The following is a 15,861-nucleotide window of genomic DNA, read 5'->3' as shown; positions in this document are numbered from 1 at the left end:
GGTTCCCGGTTATCCCGGTTCCAACCGCTCCTGAGCGTTGAACTCAGGGGTCCTCTCCCGCTTCGGGGTTCCGGAGGCTCAGAGCGCCTGTGCGGCGCCGGAGCGGCGGTCCGGGGGTAGACAGCGCTCAGGGCCCGGTGCGCGTCCGCACCGGGCCCTGAGCGTGTGTTGCGTGCCTGGCCGGTGATCACCCGGCCCGGCTTCACTTCTTCTTGGCCGGGGCCTTCTTCGCCGCAGGCTTCGCGGCGGCGGCCGTGGTGGCCTTCGCCGTCGACGCCTTCGCCGTGGTGGCCTTCTTGGCCGCCGCCGCCGGCTTGGCCGCCGTGGTCGCCTTGGCCGCGGTCGACTTCGCGGCGGTGGTGGCCTTGGTCGCGGCGCTCTTGGCGGGCGCGGCCTTGGTGGCGGTGGCGGCGGGCTTCGCGGCCGCGGCGGTCCGGCGGGTCGCCGGCGCCTTGGTGGCCGCCGCTGCGGCACGCGTCGCGGTGCCGGTGCTGCGCGTCGCGCGGGCGGTGGTGGCGCGCGCGGTGGTGCTGCGGGTCGCCGGCGCCTTCGTCGCGGCGGCCGGCTTGGCCGCCGCGGCTGCGGCGGGCTTGGCGGCCGTGACGCGCGGCAGCTTCTTCGTGCCGCTGATGACGTCCTTGAACGTCGAACCCGCGCGGAACGCGGGAACGTTGGTCTTCTTGACCTTCACGGTCTCACCGGTGCGCGGGTTGCGAGCGGTGCGGGCCGCACGGGCACGCTTCTCGAAGACACCGAAGCCGGTGATGTTGACCTTCTCGCCCTTGTGGACGCTGCGGACGATGACGTCGACGAGCCCGTCGACAGCGGCAGCGGCGTTCTTCTTGTCGCCAAGGCGCTCGGCGAGCGCCTCGATGAGCTGGGCCTTGTTCACCTTCAGTCCCTCCCAGGACGCTCACGGCCCTAGTCGGGCCGACTGATTGCCCACGGTAAGCCCATATGCAAGGAAATACCAATCGCCACGCCAGATTTCTTGTTGTGGCGTGGGCAATTACGACCTGTCGAGGGACACCCGGGCGACCGGCGGAGGGATCGAAGGGGCCGGATTCCCGCTGTTGGGGAGGGAATCCGGCCCCTTCGGCGTCACCTCGAGGGCAGCGGATCGGTAGTCGGCAACCAACCCTGCCTGCGCTGCTCGAACTCGGTGATGTCATCGGCGTGCCGCAGGGTCAGGGCGATGTCGTCCAATCCCTCCAGCAGCCGCCAGCGGGTGTACTCGTCGATGGTGAAGGGGGCGGTGAAGTCCTTCGCCACAACCGTGTTCGCGGTCAGGTCGACGGTGACCTCGGTGCCGGGCTCGTTCTCCAGCAGCTTCCACAGCAATTCGACATCGGACTGCTCGCACTGGGCGGCCACGAGGCCCTGCTTGCCCGAGTTGCCCCGGAAGATGTCGGCGAACCGGGAGGAGATGACCACCCGGAAGCCGTAATCCATGAGCGCCCAGACGGCGTGCTCGCGGGACGACCCGGTGCCGAAATCAGGCCCGGCGACGAGCACGCTGCCCGCCCGGAACGGCTCCTGGTTGAGCACGAACTGCTCGTCGCCGCGCCAGGCGGCGAACAGGCCGTCCTCGAAGCCCGTGCGGGTCACGCGCTTGAGGTAGACGGCCGGGATGATCTGGTCGGTGTCCACGTTGGACCTGCGCAGCGGAACGCCGACCCCGGTGTGCGTGGTGAACGCTTCCATGTTCGTAGAACTCCCTCAGACCAGGTCGGCGGGCGACGACAGGGTGCCGCGCACGGCGGTGGCGGCGGCCACGAGTGGCGAAACCAGGTGGGTGCGGCCACCCTTGCCCTGCCTGCCCTCGAAGTTGCGGTTGGAGGTCGACGCGCTGCGCTCGCCCGGCTTGAGCTGGTCCGGGTTCATGCCCAGGCACATCGAGCACCCGGCCTGGCGCCACTCCGCGCCCGCCGCCAGGAACACCTCGTGCAGACCTTCGGACTCGGCCTGCGCGCGCACCCGCATGGACCCGGGCACGACGAGCATCCGCACGCCGTCGGCCACCTTGTGGCCGCGCAGCACGTCGGCCGCCGCGCGCAGGTCCTCGATGCGGCCGTTGGTGCACGAGCCGAGGAACACCGTGTCGACGTGGATGTCGCGCAGCGGGGTGCCGGGCTCCAGCCCCATGTAGGTCAGCGCCTTCTCCGCGGCCACGCGCTCGTTCTCGTCGACGATGGCTTCGGGGTCGGGCACGGACGCGCTCAGCGGCAGGCCCTGGCCGGGGTTGGTGCCCCAGGTGACGAACGGGGTGAGCTCGTCGGCGTCGAGGCGGACCTCGGCGTCGAACTCGGCGTCGTCGTCGGTGCGCAGGGTCTTCCAGTACTCCACCGCCGCGTCCCAGTCCGCGCCGGACGGGGCGTGCGGGCGGCCCTGGATGTAGTCGAACGTGACCTGGTCCGGCGCGATCATGCCCGCGCGGGCGCCCGCCTCGATCGACATGTTGCACACGGTCATGCGGGCTTCCATGGACAGCGCCTCGATCGCGCTGCCCCGGTACTCCAGGACGTAGCCCTGGCCGCCGCCGGTGCCGATCTTCGCGATCACCGCGAGGATGATGTCCTTCGCCGTGACGCCGGGCTTGAGCTCGCCGTCGACCGTGATGGCCATCGTCTTGAACGGCCGCAGCGGCAGCGTCTGGGTCGCCATCACGTGCTCGACCTCGGACGTGCCGATGCCGAACGCCAGCGCGCCGAACGCGCCGTGCGTGGACGTGTGGCTGTCACCGCAGACGACGGTCATGCCCGGCTGGGTCAGGCCCAGCTGCGGGCCGACGACGTGCACGATGCCCTGCTCGGCGTCGCCCATCGGGTGCAGCCGCACGCCGAACTCCGCGCAGTTCTTGCGCAGCGTCTCGACCTGGGTCCGCGAGACCGGGTCTGCGATGGGGAGCTCGATGTCGACCGTCGGGACGTTGTGGTCCTCGGTGGCGATCGTCAGGTCCGGTCGGCGCAGCTGCCGGCCGGCGAGCCGCAGGCCGTCGAACGCCTGCGGGCTGGTCACTTCGTGCAGCAGGTGGAGGTCGATGTAGAGCAGGTCCGGCTCCGCGCCACTGCCGTGGCGCACGACGTGTGCTTCCCACACCTTCTCCGCGAGCGTGCGGCTCATCGCAACTCTCCCAAGATCTGGACAGTCGATAGATCTGGACTTCCCAGACAGTGGGAAGTTAGTATCGGCTTGTGGGACAGCATAGCGGGATCGGCGTGTTGGACAAGGCAGTGGCTGTCTTGAACGCCGTCGCAAAGGATCCGTGTGGGCTCGCCGAGTTGTGCAACCGGACGGGCTTGCCGAGGGCTACCGCGCACCGGTTGGCGGTCGGGCTCGAGGTGCACCGGTTGCTGCGACGGGGTTCCGACGGCCGCTGGCGTCCGGGCGCGGCACTGGCGGAGTTGGCGGGCGGGGCCACCGACCCGCTGCTCGACGCGGCCTCCTCGGTGTTGCCGAGGTTGCGCGACATCACGGGCGAGAGCGTCCAGTTGTACCGGCGGGACGGGATGCAGCGGATCTGCGTGTCCTCGGCGGAACCACCGAGTGGTTTGCGCGACACCGTGCCGATCGGCGCGCGTTTGCCGATGACCGCGGGTTCGGGCGCGAAGGTATTGGCGGCGTGGGCGGATCCGGGAACTCAACGTTCTGTTCTGGCCGACGCGGTTTACGGCGAGCGCACATTGTTGGAAGTGCGCCGGCGCGGCTGGGCGCAATCCGTAGCGGAACGCGAACCGGGCGTAGCTTCCGTTTCCGCCCCGGTGCGCGACAGCACGGGTTCGGTAGTGGCCGCGGTCTCCGTTTCTGGCCCGATCGACCGCATGGGCCGCCGCCCTGGCGCTCGCTGGGCCGCCGACCTCCTCGCCGCCGCCGAAGCCCTCCAATCCCGCCTCTAGCGCACAGCACAGACATCTGCCTGCGCCTACCCCGACCAGTGCCTGCACTGATCTCCCTGTATTGACCGGGCTCCCACTCTCCGCCGCCGCATCGCGGGCGTCGGGGACGGGAGCCCGGTCGCGTCGGGGGGTGCAGGGGGGCGAAGCCCCGCCTGCGCGGGGTCCGGGGGTCGCACCCCCGGGAGTAAATGCGAAAGATCCCCGTTTCGCGTAAGCGAAACAGGGATCTCCCGATCTGTAGCCCCGATGGGATTCGAACCCACGCTACCGCCTTGAGAGGGCGGCGTCCTAGGCCGCTAGACGACGGGGCCAGGATCTTACCGGCGATATTTACTTTATCATGTCTTGCTGTCCTGCGTTGCTCGGGTAGTCTAGCACATCTTTCTTTCTACCCTTGCAGCTGGGGTACCAGGACTCGAACCTAGACTAACTGAACCAGAATCAGTCGTGCTGCCAATTACACCATACCCCATTGGGTTCCCGGCCCGACTCCCACCCGGTCTTGCTCGGTGGGGGCCTCTCCGTTCCGCCGGAAGGAATACTAGACCACGGGCCCGGCGGAACGGAAATCGGGGTCACGCCGAGGCGTGCGACAGCTCGCAGACCAGGAGTTCCGGCAGCTCAGCGAGGCTGCTGATGGCGGAGATGCCCGCGGGCAGCGCGCCCTCGCGCGGACCCTGGCGGTTCAGCCACACGCCCTTCATGCCCGCGTCGCGCGCGCCGATCGCGTCGGCGTGCAGGCGGTCGCCGATGTGCACAGTGTCGCCCAGCTCCACGCCCAGGTCGGCGCAGGCGGTGTCGAAGATCACCCGGTCCGGCTTGGCCGCACCGACTTCGCCCGCGATGAGCACCGTGTCGAAGTACTGGGCCAGCCCCAGCGTGGCGATCTTCACGCGCTGGTGCCGCCCTGAGGCGTTGCTCACGGCCGCCATGGGCAGACCGGTGGCCCGCAGCCACTCCAGGCACGGCACCACGTCGGGGAACAGCCGCCAGCCGGACGCGAGGACTTCCTGCCGGTGCAGTTCGCGGCGGGTCGCCTCCTCCTCGTCCAGCTCCTCGCCCAGCGCCGCGAAGAACGCGCGGGTGCGGATGTTGCGCATGGTCTCGTATTCGAGCTCGCCCGCGAGCAGGCGTTCGCAGTGCTCATCGGTGATGCGCTGCCACAGCGGCCACGCGTCGGCGTTGCCGACCATCGCGGCCAGGGCGGCCCGGGACGAGGTGCTGTAGTCGACGAGGGTGTCGTCGACGTCGAGGCACACGGCCCGGATCTCGCCGGTTCTCCGAGGGGTAAAAGTCGGGGCTGCGGTTGTCACCCCGTGAGGCTAGGTGCGGTCGACCCCCGTCCGACTCGACCAGAGAGGTGATATCTAGGGGTTCTTGCACGGTCAAGCACCGCTGAACCGCCCGAACGAACCAGTCAGATTGCCCCGAGCGCGCGGCGCAATCGCCCGATCGAGCGACTGCGGCCCAGTAGTTCCATGGATTCGTACAGTGGTGGCGAGACGGTACGGCCCGTCACGGCGACCCGCACCGGCGCGTGGGCCGTGCGCGGTTTGAGCCCCAATCCGTCCACAAGAGACGTTGTCAGCGCGCCCTCGATCGCGGCGGCCGTCCACTCCGGAAGCGGCTCCAAGGCCGCCACCGCCGCCTCCAGCACGGGCCGGGCGTCCTCGCCGAGCGCCTTGGCCGCGGCGTCCTCCTCGGGCGCGAAGTCCGGCTCCGGCACGAACAGGAACCGGACCATCGCGGACGCTTCGGACAGCACGACGAGCCGCTCCTGCACCAGCGGCGCGATGCCGGTGAGCACGGCCAGCTGTTCCGGGTCGGGGTCGGCCGGCAGCACGCCGTCCTTGACCAGGTGGGGCAGCACGCGGTCGAGGAAGTCCCCTACGGGCAGGGCGCGCAGGTGCGTGGCGTTGATCGCCTCGGCCTTCTTCAGGTCGAAGCGGGCCGGGTTGGCGCTGACCCGCTCCAGCTCGAACGCCTCGACGAGCTCGGCGACGGAGAAGACGTCGCGGTCGTCGGCGATGGACCAGCCGAGCAGCGCCAGGTAGTTCAGCAGGCCCTCGGGCACGAACCCGCGGTCGCGGTAGTGGAAAAGGTTCGACTGCGGGTCGCGCCTGGAGAGCTTCCGGTTGCCCTCGCCCAGCACGTGCGGCAGGTGCCCGAACCGGGGCGTGGACGACGTCACGCCGATCCGCGCCAACGCCCGGTGCAGCGCGATCTGGCGCGGCGTCGACGGGAGCAGGTCCTCGCCGCGCAGCACGTGCGTGATGCCCATCAGGGCGTCGTCCACCGGGTCCGCGAACGGGTGGAGCGGGTCGCCGTCGGCGCGCACCAGCACCGGGTCGGGCGTGCTGCCCGCCTTGACCGTGATCTCGCCGCGCACCAGGTCGACCCACGTGATGTCCTCGTCGGGCATCTTCAGGCGCAGCACCGGCGCACGGCCCTCGGCGCGCAACGCGGACCGCTGCTCCTCGGTGAGGGTGCGGTCGTGCCCGTCGTAGCCGAGCTTGGGGTCCTGGCCCGCGGCCCGGCGGCGCGCCTCGCTCTCCTCGGCGGTGGAGAACGACTCGTACAGCTCGCCCGCCTCGACCAGGCGCCGGGCGATGTCGGCGTAGAGGTGGCGGCGTTGGCTCTGCCGGTACGGCGCGTGCGGCCCGCCGACCTCCGGGCCCTCGTCCCAGTCCAGGCCGAGCCACCGCAGGGCCGCCAGCAGCTGGAGGTACGACCCCTCGGAGTCGCGGGCCGCGTCGGTGTCCTCGATCCGGAGGACGACGGCCCCGCCGGTGTGGCGCGCGTAGGCCCAGTTGAACAGGGCGGTGCGGATGAGGCCCACGTGCGGCGTGCCGGTGGGCGAGGGGCTGAAGCGGACGCGGACCGCCGCGTCGGCTCCGGCGGGCGGAGCTGCTGGTGCGCTCATGACCCGATCAGCGTATCCGGCTTGACCTGGGCCGCACTCCGGAGCATCCTGGCCTTATTCAACCGGTGTTGAAAACCGAGGGGTGGATCATGGAGAGGACTGGTGTCGTGGTCGTCGGGGGCGGCCCGGCGGGCATGGTGGCCGGGTTGCTGCTGGCCAGGGCCGGTGTCGAGGTGACGGTGCTGGAGAAGCACGGCGACTTCCTGCGCGACTTCCGCGGCGACACGGTGCACGCGTCGACGTTGACGCTGCTGGACGAGCTCGGCCTCGGGCCGTCGTTCGCCGAGGTGCCGCACCAGCTCGTGGACAAGGTGCAGGTGCTGCTGGACAGCGGCCCGCAGACGATGGGCGACCTCACCCGGCTCCCCGGGCCGCACAAGCACATCGCGTTCGTGCCGCAGTGGGACTTCCTGGACCTGCTCGCCGACGCGGGCAAGCGCGAGCCGATGTTCACGCTGCGGATGAACACCGAATTCACCGGGCTGGTCCGCAGCGGCGGCAAGGTGACCGGCGTCCGCTACCGAACGCCCGGCGGCGAGACCGGCGAGCTGGCCGCGGACCTGGTCATCGCGGCCGACGGACGGCGTTCGCTGGTGCGGGAGCAGCTCGGGCTGCCGGTGCACGAGTTCGGCGCGCCGATGGACGTGTGGTGGTTCCGGCTGCCGCGCAACCCCGGCGAGCTCACCGGCGCCACCGGGCGGTTCACCCAAGGCCAGGCGATGGTGCTGATCCCCCGCGGCGACTACTTCCAGTGCGCGTACCTCATCCGCAAGGGCACCGACGAGCTGCTGCGGGCGGAGGGGGTCGCCGCGTTCCGGCAGCGGGTGGTGGCGCTCGTGCCGTGGCTGGCGGAGCGGATGGGGACGGTCGAGTCGCTGGACGACGTGAAGCTGCTGGACGTGAAGCTCGACCGCCTGCGGCGCTGGCACGTCGACGGCGCGCTGTGCATCGGTGACGCCGCGCACGCCATGTCGCCCATCGGCGGCGTGGGCATCAACCTGGCCGTGCAGGACGCGGTGGCCGCCGCGAGGCTCGTCGCCGCGCCGCTGCGCCGCGGCCGGTTGGGCCCGGAGGTGCTGGCGAAGGTGCGGCGCCGGCGGTGGCTGCCCACGGCGGTGACCCAGGCCGTCCAGCGGCGCATCCAGGACTCGTTCCTCAAGCCGACGCTCACGGGCTCGGCGAGCGCCGCGCCGGGGCGTCCGCCGCTGCCGGTCCGGCTGATGGCGCGGTTCCCCCGGTTGCAGGGGGTGCCCGCCTACCTGGTGGCCATCGGGCTGCGGCCCGAGCACGCGCCGGAGTTCGCCCGGCGCGCGCCCGAGCGGATCGAGCGGAGCTGAGGCTCAGCGGTTGGTGACGGTGTTCGTCAGCGTGCCCAGGCCCTCGACGGTCACCGAGACGGTCTGCCCGGCGGTCAGCGGGCCGACGCCCGCCGGGGTGCCGGTGAGGATCACGTCGAGCGGTCGCAGGGTCATCACCGAGGAGATGTACTCGATCAGCTCGGGGATGCCGTGCAGCAGCAGCGAGGTGCGCGAGTCCTGCTTGACCACGCCGTCCACCTCGGTGCGGATGGCCACGTCGGACGGGTCGAACTCGGTCTCCACCCAGGGGCCGAGCGGGCAGAACGTGTCGAAGCCCTTGGCCCGCGTCCACTGGCCGTCGGTCTTCTGCAGGTCGCGCGCGGTGACGTCGTTGGCGATCGTGTAGCCGAGGATCGACTGGCGGGCGCGGGACGCGGGGATGTCCCGGCCGCCGACGCCGACGACGACGGCCAGCTCGCCCTCGAAGTCGACCCGCTCCGACACGGCGGGCAGCTTGATGTCGGCGTTCGGCCCGATCACGGCGGTGTTGGGCTTGAGGAACATCAGCGGTTCGGCGGGCACCTCGTTGCCGAGCTCGGCCGCGTGCTCGGCGTAGTTGCGGCCGATGGCCACGATCTTCGGCGGCAGGAACGGGGCCAGCAGGCGGACGTCGGCCAGCGGCCAGCGGCGGCCGGTGAACGTCGGGTTGGCGAACGGGTCGTCGGCGATCTCGACCGCGGTGAGGTCGTCGCCTTCGCCTTCGATCGCGGCGAAGGCCAGGCCGTCGGGTTGGGCGATACGGGCAATGCGCACGGCGATCACCCTAACCGGCGGCTTGAAACGGCACCGTGCGTGCCTAGCGTCGGAGGGATGCGAACCCTGCTGATCGTGCTGACCCTGCTCCTCGCCGCGACCGCGCCGGCCGCGGCCACCCCGGGAGGGATCGGCGCCGCCGCGCTGCCGACCCCGCTGGAAGCCGGCACCACCCTGTACCCGGTGTCCGGCGGACGCTGCGCCAACGGCTTCAACGCCCGCGGCCACCTCATCGTGCCGACGTCCTGCGGGGCGCTCGGCACGGTGGTCCGCGGCCCCAACCTCGTCGACGTCGGCCCGGTCGTGGCGGTCCGGTCGACCTACTCGATCGTCCGGATCACCAACACCGCCGCGTGGGTCCAGCGGCCCACCATCGCCGGGCGCGGCGGCACCATCACCGGCTCGGCCGAGACGCCCGTCGGCGGCCAGGTGTGCGCGGCGGGCCGCACCACCGGCTTGCGGTGCGGCACCGTGCAGGCGAAGAACGTGACCGTCAACTACCCGGGCGGGATCGTCTACGGCCTGACGCGGACGAACGTGTGCACCGAGCCCGGCGACCAGTGGGCCCCGATCTTCACCGGCTCCCAGGCGCAGGGGCACTCGCTCGGCGGTAGCGGCAACTGCTCCACCGGCGGCGCGTCCTACTTCGAGCCGCTCAACCGCGTGCTGGCCGCCGAGGGGCTCACGCTCGTGACGGGTTGACCCTCATCGCCTTGTGCACCAGCGCGTCGCACAGGGCGAGCCAACTGGCCTCGACGATGTTGCCGTGCACGCCCACGGTGGTCCACTCGCGCTCGCCGTCGCTGGACTCCACGAGCACGCGGGTGACGGCGTCGGTGCCGTGCTCGGCCGAGTTGTGCGATCCGGGCAGGATGCGCACCTTGTAGTCGTTCAGCTCCACCGCGTCCAACCACGACAGGTGGGGCAGGAGCGCCTTGCGCAACGCGGCGTCCAGCGCGTGCACCGGGCCGTTGCCCTCGGCGGTGGCGATGACCCGCTCACCGGCCACGTGCACCTTCACCGTGGCCTCGGACACGATCGCGCCGTCCTGGTGGTGGTCGAGCACGACGCGGTACGACTCGAGGACGAACGGTGGCGCGTCCAGGTCGGACATCTCCGCCAGGAGCAGCAGCTCCAGGGAGGCGTCGGCGGCCTCGAACGACCAGCCGCCCGCCTCCAGGTCCTTCACCTTGCGCACCACGTTGGTGAGCGCGTCGGGCCGGCGGGTCAGGTCGATCCCGAACTCACGTCCCTTGAGTTCGAGACTGGCCCGACCCGCCATCTCGGTGACCAGCACCCGCATGTCGTTGCCGACGGTGTCCGGGTCGATGTGGTTGTACAACTCCGGATCCACCTTGATCGCGCTCGCGTGCAGCCCCGCCTTGTGGGCGAAGGCCGACGACCCGACGTAAGCCTGGTGGGTGTCGGGTGCGATGTTCGCGATCTCGGCCAGCGCATGGGAGACCCGGGTGAGCTCGGCCAGCGATTCGGTGGGTAGCACCTGGAGGCCGAGTTTGGTCACGAGGTTCCCGACGACGGCGAACAGGTCCGCGTTGCCCGCCCGCTCGCCGTAGCCGTTCGCGGTGCACTGGACGTGGGTCGCCCCCGCCTGCACCGCGGCGATGGTGTTGGCCACCGCGCAGGACGTGTCGTCCTGGCAGTGGATGCCGACCCGGAAGCCCGTGCGGGCGACCACGTCGGCGACGGTCTCGGCCAGGCCCAGGGGCAGCTGGCCGCCGTTGGTGTCGCACAGCACGACGACGTCCGCGCCACCCTCCACAGCGGACTCCAGCACGCGCAGCGCGGTGTCCGGGTCGAAGGCGAAGCCGTCGAAGAAGTGCTCGGCGTCGAGGAACACCCGGCGGCCCTCGCCGACCAGGTGCGCGACGGTGTCGCGGACCATCGCGCAGTTCTCCGCCACGTCGGTGCGCAGGGCCCGTTCGATGTGCCTGCGGTCGGACTTCGCGACCAGCGTCACGACCGGTGTCTGCGCCTCCAGCAGGGCCCTGACCTGCGCGTCTTCGTGCACCTTGACGCCCGCCTTGCGGGTCGAGCCGAACGCGACGAGCTGCGCGTGCTTGAGCGCGAGCTCCCCCGCCGCCGCCCTGGCGAAGAACTCGGTGTCCTTCGGCATGGCGCCCGGCCAGCCACCCTCGATGAAGCCGACGCCGAGCGAGTCGAGCAGGCGGGCCACGGCCAGCTTGTCGTTGACCGAGTAGGAGATGCCCTCGCGCTGGGCACCGTCCCGCAGGGTCGTGTCGAAGACGTGGAAGGAATCACCGAGGGGGGTCACGAGAGGGCTCCTAGGGATCGTGGAAAACAAAAAGACCCCCCGCAACATGCGAGAGGTCGGCGCGCCGGGTGCTTCGAGGCAGCACTACCCGGCGCGCTGGGAAATAATGATCACGGTGTGGAGAGCCACGTCCGCGATGGTGCCACAACCCGTCCGCGGATACCAAGCCGCGGACGGGTCGTCCCACACTATGGGTGGAAGCTATCGGCCAAGAACCTGGCGAACGCCTCGATGGCGGCCGGGTTGCGCGGGCTCTCCACCAGGGCCGCGTAGGGCAGCACGAAGAACCGCCCGTGCTTGACGGCGGGCACGTCGGCCAGCGGCGGGTAGGACTGGAGGAACGCCCGCTTCTCGTCGGGGGTGGTCGCCTCGCCGTCGGCGTAGTCGTTGATCAGCACCACGTCCGGGGCGCGGTCCACGACGGCCTCCCAGCCGACCGTGGTCCAGCTGTCGTCGAGGTCGCCGAAGATGTTGTCGCCGCCCGCCTTGCCGATGATGTCGTGCGGCGCGGCGTTGCGGCCCGACGTGAACGGCTGGTCGAGGCCGCTGTCGTAGAGGAACACCTTCGGGCGGTTCTGCTCGACGAGCTTCGCGGCGTCGGCCACCTGCTTCCGGTAGCCCGCGATCAGCTCCTCGGCCCTGGCCTCCACGCCGAACACGCGGCCCAGGTTGCGCAGGTCGGTGTAGAGGGCGTCCAGCGGCGGCATGATGCCGCGCTGCTTGCCGACGCCGTTCCGGCACGCCTCGGTGAGCTGGTAGGTGGCGATGCCGAGGTCGGCGAGGGCGTCCGGGGTGAAGCCGGTGGCCTCCGAGAACCCGTAGTTCCAGCCCGCGAACACGAAGTCGGCCTTCGCGCCCTGGACCAGCTCCTTGGTGATCTGCTCGCCGAGGTTCGGCACGCGCTCGAAGTCGGCCTTCCAGGGCGAGGAGGCCACGTCACCGGCCTGGCCGCCGCCGATGACGTACCCGGCCATCCGGTCGCCGAGGCCCAGCGCGAACATGATCTCGGCGATGCCGGTGTCGTTGGTGACCACACGGGACGGTGCCGCGTACGCGACCTGCTGCCCGCAGTTCGTGACGGTGACCGTGGCGGTGGCGGCGGCGGGCGCTATCCGCGCGCCGCAGCCGGCGGTGACGACGGCGGTGAGGACGGCGGCGAGGGCGACGAGCTTCTTCACGCGGTGGACTCCCTGTGGTCGAACAGCAGTTGCGGCACGCCGCTGGCCGGGTGGCGCACGACGTGGGCGCGGACGTCGAACACCTCGTGCAGCACCTCGGGGGTGAGCACTTCCTCCGGCGTGCCGCTGCGCACCACCCGACCGCCGTCGAGCACGTGCAGGCGGTCGCAGTAGGCGGCGGCGAGGTTGAGGTCGTGCAGGACCGCGAGGACGGTCACGCCCAGGCCCCGGACCAGCGAGAGGACCGCGAGCTGGTGGCTGATGTCGAGGTGGTTGGTCGGCTCGTCCAGCACGAGCACCTTCGGCTGCTGGGCCAGGGCGCGGGCGATGAGGACGCGCTGGCGCTCGCCGCCGGAGAGGGTCAGGAAGCCGCGGTGGGCGAGGTGGGCGGCGTCCACTCGCGACAGCGCCTCGGCGACCACCTCGGCGTCGTGCCCGGGGGTCGTGCGGTGCGGGAGGCGTCCCATCGCGACGACCTCGGTGACGGTGAAGTCGAACTCGACGTGGCTGTCCTGGGTGAGCGCGGCCAGGTGCTCGGCGGTGTCGCGGGCCCTGGTCGCCGCGACGTCCCGGCCGCCGAGCAGCACCACTCCCCCGGACGGCCGCAGCGCCCGGTACACGCAGCGCAGGGTGGTCGACTTGCCGCTGCCGTTCGGGCCGACGATGCCGTGCACCTCGTGGTCGCGCGCGTGCAGGTCGATGCCGTGCAGGATGCCGTCGACGGTGACGCGTTCGAGTCGGACGTCCATCAGCGACCGCCGAACACGTAGCCGCGGCGGCGCATCAGCAGGATGAAGCACGGCACGCCCAGCGCGGCCGTGATGACGCCCAGCGGCAGCTCCTCGGGCGCGGCGAGCAGGCGTGCGGCGACGTCCACCCAGATCAGGAAGCACGCGCCCGCGAGCGGGGCCACGGCGAGCACCTTGCGGTGGTCCGCGCCGACCGTGAGCCGGACCAGGTGCGGCAGCATCAGGCCGACGAACCCGACCGCGCCGCTGACCGCGACCAGCACGCCGGTCATGGCGGCCGTGACGGCGAACAGCGCCTTGCGGGTGCGGGAGACGTCGATGCCGAGGGTGGTGGCCGTCTCGTCGCCCATGGACAGCGCGTTGAGGTGCTTGGCGCGGGTCAGCAGGTAGGCGGTGCCCGCGGCGGTGACGGCGGCGGCGATCGGCAGGGACGTCCACGTGACGCCGCCGAGGCTGCCGAGCAGCCAGAACATGGCGGCCCGGGCGGCCTCGCCGCGCGGCGACTGGAAGACCAGCAGCATGGCGACGGCGGAGAAGCCGTAGGCCATGGCGGTGCCGGTGAGGACCAGGCGCAGCGGGGTGAGGTCGCGGCCCGTGACGACGTAGACCAGCGCCATCGCGGCCAGGGCGGCGAGGAACGCGGCCGTGGACAGGGCGTAGATGCCCAGGGAGGCGAACAGTCCGGTGGTCACGACGGCGGTGGCGCCGACGCTCGCGCCGGAGGAGATGCCCAGCACGTACGGGTCGGCGAGGGCGTTGCGGACCATCGCCTGGATGGCGACGCCGACCACGGACAGGCCCGCGCCGACCACGGCGGCGAGCAGGACGCGGGGCAGGCGGATGTCCCAGACGATCCGGTAGGGGCCCGCTTCGGCGGCGTCGAGCGTGCCGCCGGTGAGGGCGGCGGCGAGGAAGCGCAGGACGTCGTCGAACGGGATGCGCACCGGTCCGAGCGAGACGCCGGCCACGACCGAGGCGGCGAGCACGGCGGCGAGGGCCAGGCACAGGCCCGCGGTGGGCGGGCGGCGGGGTGCCTGGACGCGTGCCTGGCTGGTGGTGGGGGTCACCGGTCGCCTTCCGGACGGGTGGCCCGGACCGGCCACCCGCACCCGCACGGGGCGGGCCGGCGCACCCGTCCCGCAGACCACGGCAGGAGGTGGAGCTTCTTCCCACCGCCCACGGGTGATCGGGCTCGCCGAGCGTGCTGCTCGGCCTACCGTTGCGGGTCAGCGCCGGACTTCGACCGGACTTCCCCCACGGGCGGCTCCGGCGACCTTACGGCTCGTGACGCGGAAAGGGCCACCACGACACCGTCGTGGTGGCCCCCATCACCTCCGCGAGTCGAACACTCAGGTCCCGAGAGTCGAACGCTCGCGTACCCCGAGTTCAACGCTCAGGTCCGCCCACTGGCGTCCTGAACGTTGAACTCGGGGGTCCTGAGCGTTCGACTCTCGGGACCTGGAGGTTCGACTCTCGGTCAGGCGGTGCGGACGTTGGAGGAGACGAGCGCGGCCAGGCGGTCGCCCACGGCGTAGGTCGCGCCCGGCGACGAGTGGTCGCGGGTGGCCAGGTCGAACGCCACCGACGCCTCGATCCGCCGAGCCGCCTCCGACTCGCCCAGGTGGTCGAGCATGAGGGCGACGGACAGCACCGCCGCGGTCGGGTCGGCGATGCCCTGGCCCGCGATGTCCGGCGCGCTGCCGTGCACCGGCTCGAACATGCTCGGGTTGCGCCGCGTCACGTCCAGGTTGCCCGACGCCGCCAGCCCGATGCCGCCGGTCACGGCCGCCGCCAGGTCGGTCAGGATGTCGCCGAACAGGTTGTCCGTCACGATCACGTCGTACCGGCCCGGGTCGGTGACCAGGTGGATCGTCGCCGCGTCGACGTGCTGGTAGGCCACCGTCACGTCCGGGTGCTGCAACGACACCTCCTCCACCACCCGCGACCACAACGACCCGGCGTGCGTGAGCACGTTGGTCTTGTGCACGAGCGTGAGGTGCTTGCGCGGCCGGTTCGCGGCACGGGCGAACGCGTCGCGCACCACCCGCTCCACGCCGAACGAGGTGTTGATCGACACCTCGGTCGCGATCTCGTGCGGCGTGTCCTTGCGCAGGAGCCCGCCGTTGCCCGCGTACAGGCCCTCCGTGCCCTCGCGCACCACCACCATGTCGATCTCCGGCGGGTCGGCGATCGGGCTGCGCACGCCGGGGTACAGCCGGGCCGGGCGCAGGTTCACGTGGTGGTCGAGCTCGAACCGGAGCCGCAGCAGCAGGCCACGCTCCAGGATTCCGCTGGGCACCGACGGGTCGCCCACGGCGCCGAGCAGGATCGCGTCGTGCTGGCGGAGTTCCCCGAGCACGGACTCCGGCAGCAACTCACCTGTGGCGTGCCAGCGCGCCGCGCCGAGGTCGTAGCGGGTGATCTCAGCCGCTGGAACGACCTCACCGAGCACCTTCAGGGCCTCGGCGACGACCTCGGGCCCGATCCCGTCTCCTGGGATCACTGCGAGCCGCATCCACACACCTCCCAGGTATCAGTCCCATTGCACGGGACTAGTTTCCATTGCGAAAGGCTACCGGTCCGAAGCGGTGAAACCGCACTCGGAACACCCCTCCGTGGTCATATCTCCCGGACTGCGGGACACCCGAACGGTTCAGTGCCCCCGTTCGGTCGTCACCCGATGCGCGTAAACGGCTCTGGCCGGCCGGGGC

General features: G+C 71.4%; 14 protein-coding genes and 2 tRNA genes. 3 read left to right on the top strand and 13 right to left on the bottom strand.

Translation table 11 applies throughout. The features are described 5' to 3' along the window. Window positions 1-202 precede the first annotated feature (202 nt). From ACIQMJ_RS14405 to leuC, 3 genes are all read right to left on the bottom strand, one after another. Entirely contained in the window at window positions 203-892 is a 690-nt protein-coding gene (locus tag ACIQMJ_RS14405) for an HU family DNA-binding protein (RefSeq protein WP_499761431.1), read from the bottom strand. A 209-nt stretch (window positions 893-1,101) separates the two neighbouring features. Next, complete coding sequence (leuD, locus tag ACIQMJ_RS14400; protein WP_499761430.1) at window positions 1,102-1,704, bottom strand: 3-isopropylmalate dehydratase small subunit; 603 nt, start codon at window positions 1,702-1,704, stop codon at window positions 1,102-1,104. A gap of 15 nt (window positions 1,705-1,719) precedes the next feature. Further along, entirely contained in the window at window positions 1,720-3,123 is a 1,404-nt protein-coding gene (gene leuC / locus ACIQMJ_RS14395; protein WP_499761429.1) for a 3-isopropylmalate dehydratase large subunit, read from the bottom strand. Between the two features lie 71 nt (window positions 3,124-3,194). Between leuC and ACIQMJ_RS14390 the strand changes: the two genes are divergently transcribed. Further along, window positions 3,195-3,896: an IclR family transcriptional regulator gene (locus ACIQMJ_RS14390; protein ID WP_053723084.1), complete on the top strand. Its 702-nt coding sequence runs from the start codon at window positions 3,195-3,197 to the stop codon at window positions 3,894-3,896. Window positions 3,897-4,134: 238 nt separating this feature from the next. Here ACIQMJ_RS14390 and ACIQMJ_RS14385 read toward each other — a convergent pair. The 4 genes from ACIQMJ_RS14385 to gltX all read right to left on the bottom strand — a co-directional run bounded on the left by ACIQMJ_RS14385 (window position 4,135) and on the right by gltX (window position 6,819). After that, a tRNA-Glu gene (locus ACIQMJ_RS14385) sits at window positions 4,135-4,207 on the bottom strand. An 89-nt stretch (window positions 4,208-4,296) separates the two neighbouring features. Next, window positions 4,297-4,368: transfer RNA gene (locus tag ACIQMJ_RS14380), tRNA-Gln, on the bottom strand. A 103-nt stretch (window positions 4,369-4,471) separates the two neighbouring features. Further along, on the bottom strand, window positions 4,472-5,209 hold the full coding sequence (locus ACIQMJ_RS14375) for an HAD family hydrolase (RefSeq protein WP_499761428.1): 738 nt from the start codon (window positions 5,207-5,209) through the stop codon (window positions 4,472-4,474). Between the two features lie 104 nt (window positions 5,210-5,313). Next, window positions 5,314-6,819 (bottom strand): glutamate--tRNA ligase, encoded by a 1,506-nt coding sequence (gene gltX / locus ACIQMJ_RS14370; RefSeq protein ID WP_499761427.1) that lies wholly within the window; start codon window positions 6,817-6,819, stop codon window positions 5,314-5,316. Window positions 6,820-6,908: 89 nt separating this feature from the next. On the opposite strand from gltX, the gene ACIQMJ_RS14365 reads away from it, so the two are divergent. Next, window positions 6,909-8,156 (top strand): FAD-dependent oxidoreductase, encoded by a 1,248-nt coding sequence (locus ACIQMJ_RS14365; protein WP_499761426.1) that lies wholly within the window; start codon window positions 6,909-6,911, stop codon window positions 8,154-8,156. Window positions 8,157-8,159: 3 nt separating this feature from the next. Here ACIQMJ_RS14365 and ACIQMJ_RS14360 read toward each other — a convergent pair whose 3' ends face one another. Next, window positions 8,160-8,930: a fumarylacetoacetate hydrolase family protein gene (locus tag ACIQMJ_RS14360; protein WP_499761425.1), complete on the bottom strand. Its 771-nt coding sequence runs from the start codon at window positions 8,928-8,930 to the stop codon at window positions 8,160-8,162. Between the two features lie 57 nt (window positions 8,931-8,987). Here ACIQMJ_RS14360 and ACIQMJ_RS14355 point away from each other — a divergent pair, with 57 nt between their 5' ends. Continuing rightward, window positions 8,988-9,632, top strand: a complete 645-nt coding sequence (locus tag ACIQMJ_RS14355) for a S1 family peptidase (protein ID WP_499761424.1) — start codon at window positions 8,988-8,990, stop codon at window positions 9,630-9,632. Here the strand turns inward: ACIQMJ_RS14355 and cimA are convergent. From cimA to ACIQMJ_RS14330, 5 genes are all read right to left on the bottom strand, one after another. Continuing rightward, window positions 9,613-11,271 (bottom strand): citramalate synthase, encoded by a 1,659-nt coding sequence (gene cimA / locus ACIQMJ_RS14350; RefSeq protein ID WP_499761423.1) that lies wholly within the window; start codon window positions 11,269-11,271, stop codon window positions 9,613-9,615. The two genes, ACIQMJ_RS14355 and cimA, sit on opposite strands and share 20 nt — an antisense overlap. Before the next feature lie 140 nt (window positions 11,272-11,411). After that, window positions 11,412-12,401, bottom strand: coding sequence for an ABC transporter substrate-binding protein (locus ACIQMJ_RS14345; RefSeq protein WP_499761422.1), 990 nt, complete (start codon window positions 12,399-12,401; stop codon window positions 11,412-11,414). Then, a complete protein-coding gene (locus tag ACIQMJ_RS14340; protein WP_499761421.1) occupies window positions 12,398-13,150 on the bottom strand; it encodes a heme ABC transporter ATP-binding protein in 753 nt (250 codons plus the stop codon). Before ACIQMJ_RS14340 ends, ACIQMJ_RS14345 begins: the two co-directional genes overlap by 4 nt. Further along, window positions 13,150-14,217, bottom strand: a complete 1,068-nt coding sequence (locus ACIQMJ_RS14335; protein ID WP_499761420.1) for a FecCD family ABC transporter permease — start codon at window positions 14,215-14,217, stop codon at window positions 13,150-13,152. Before ACIQMJ_RS14335 ends, ACIQMJ_RS14340 begins: the two co-directional genes overlap by 1 nt. Before the next feature lie 410 nt (window positions 14,218-14,627). Further along, window positions 14,628-15,665, bottom strand: a complete 1,038-nt coding sequence (locus ACIQMJ_RS14330; protein ID WP_073891631.1) for a 3-isopropylmalate dehydrogenase — start codon at window positions 15,663-15,665, stop codon at window positions 14,628-14,630. Window positions 15,666-15,861 lie beyond the last annotated feature (196 nt).

The sequence above is a fragment of the Actinosynnema sp. NPDC091369 genome (assembly GCF_044757065.1).
Classification (GTDB): domain Bacteria; phylum Actinomycetota; class Actinomycetes; order Mycobacteriales; family Pseudonocardiaceae; genus Actinosynnema.
Note: the sequence above shows the minus strand (reverse complement) of the source record. Positions and strands in the feature narration are given on the sequence as shown.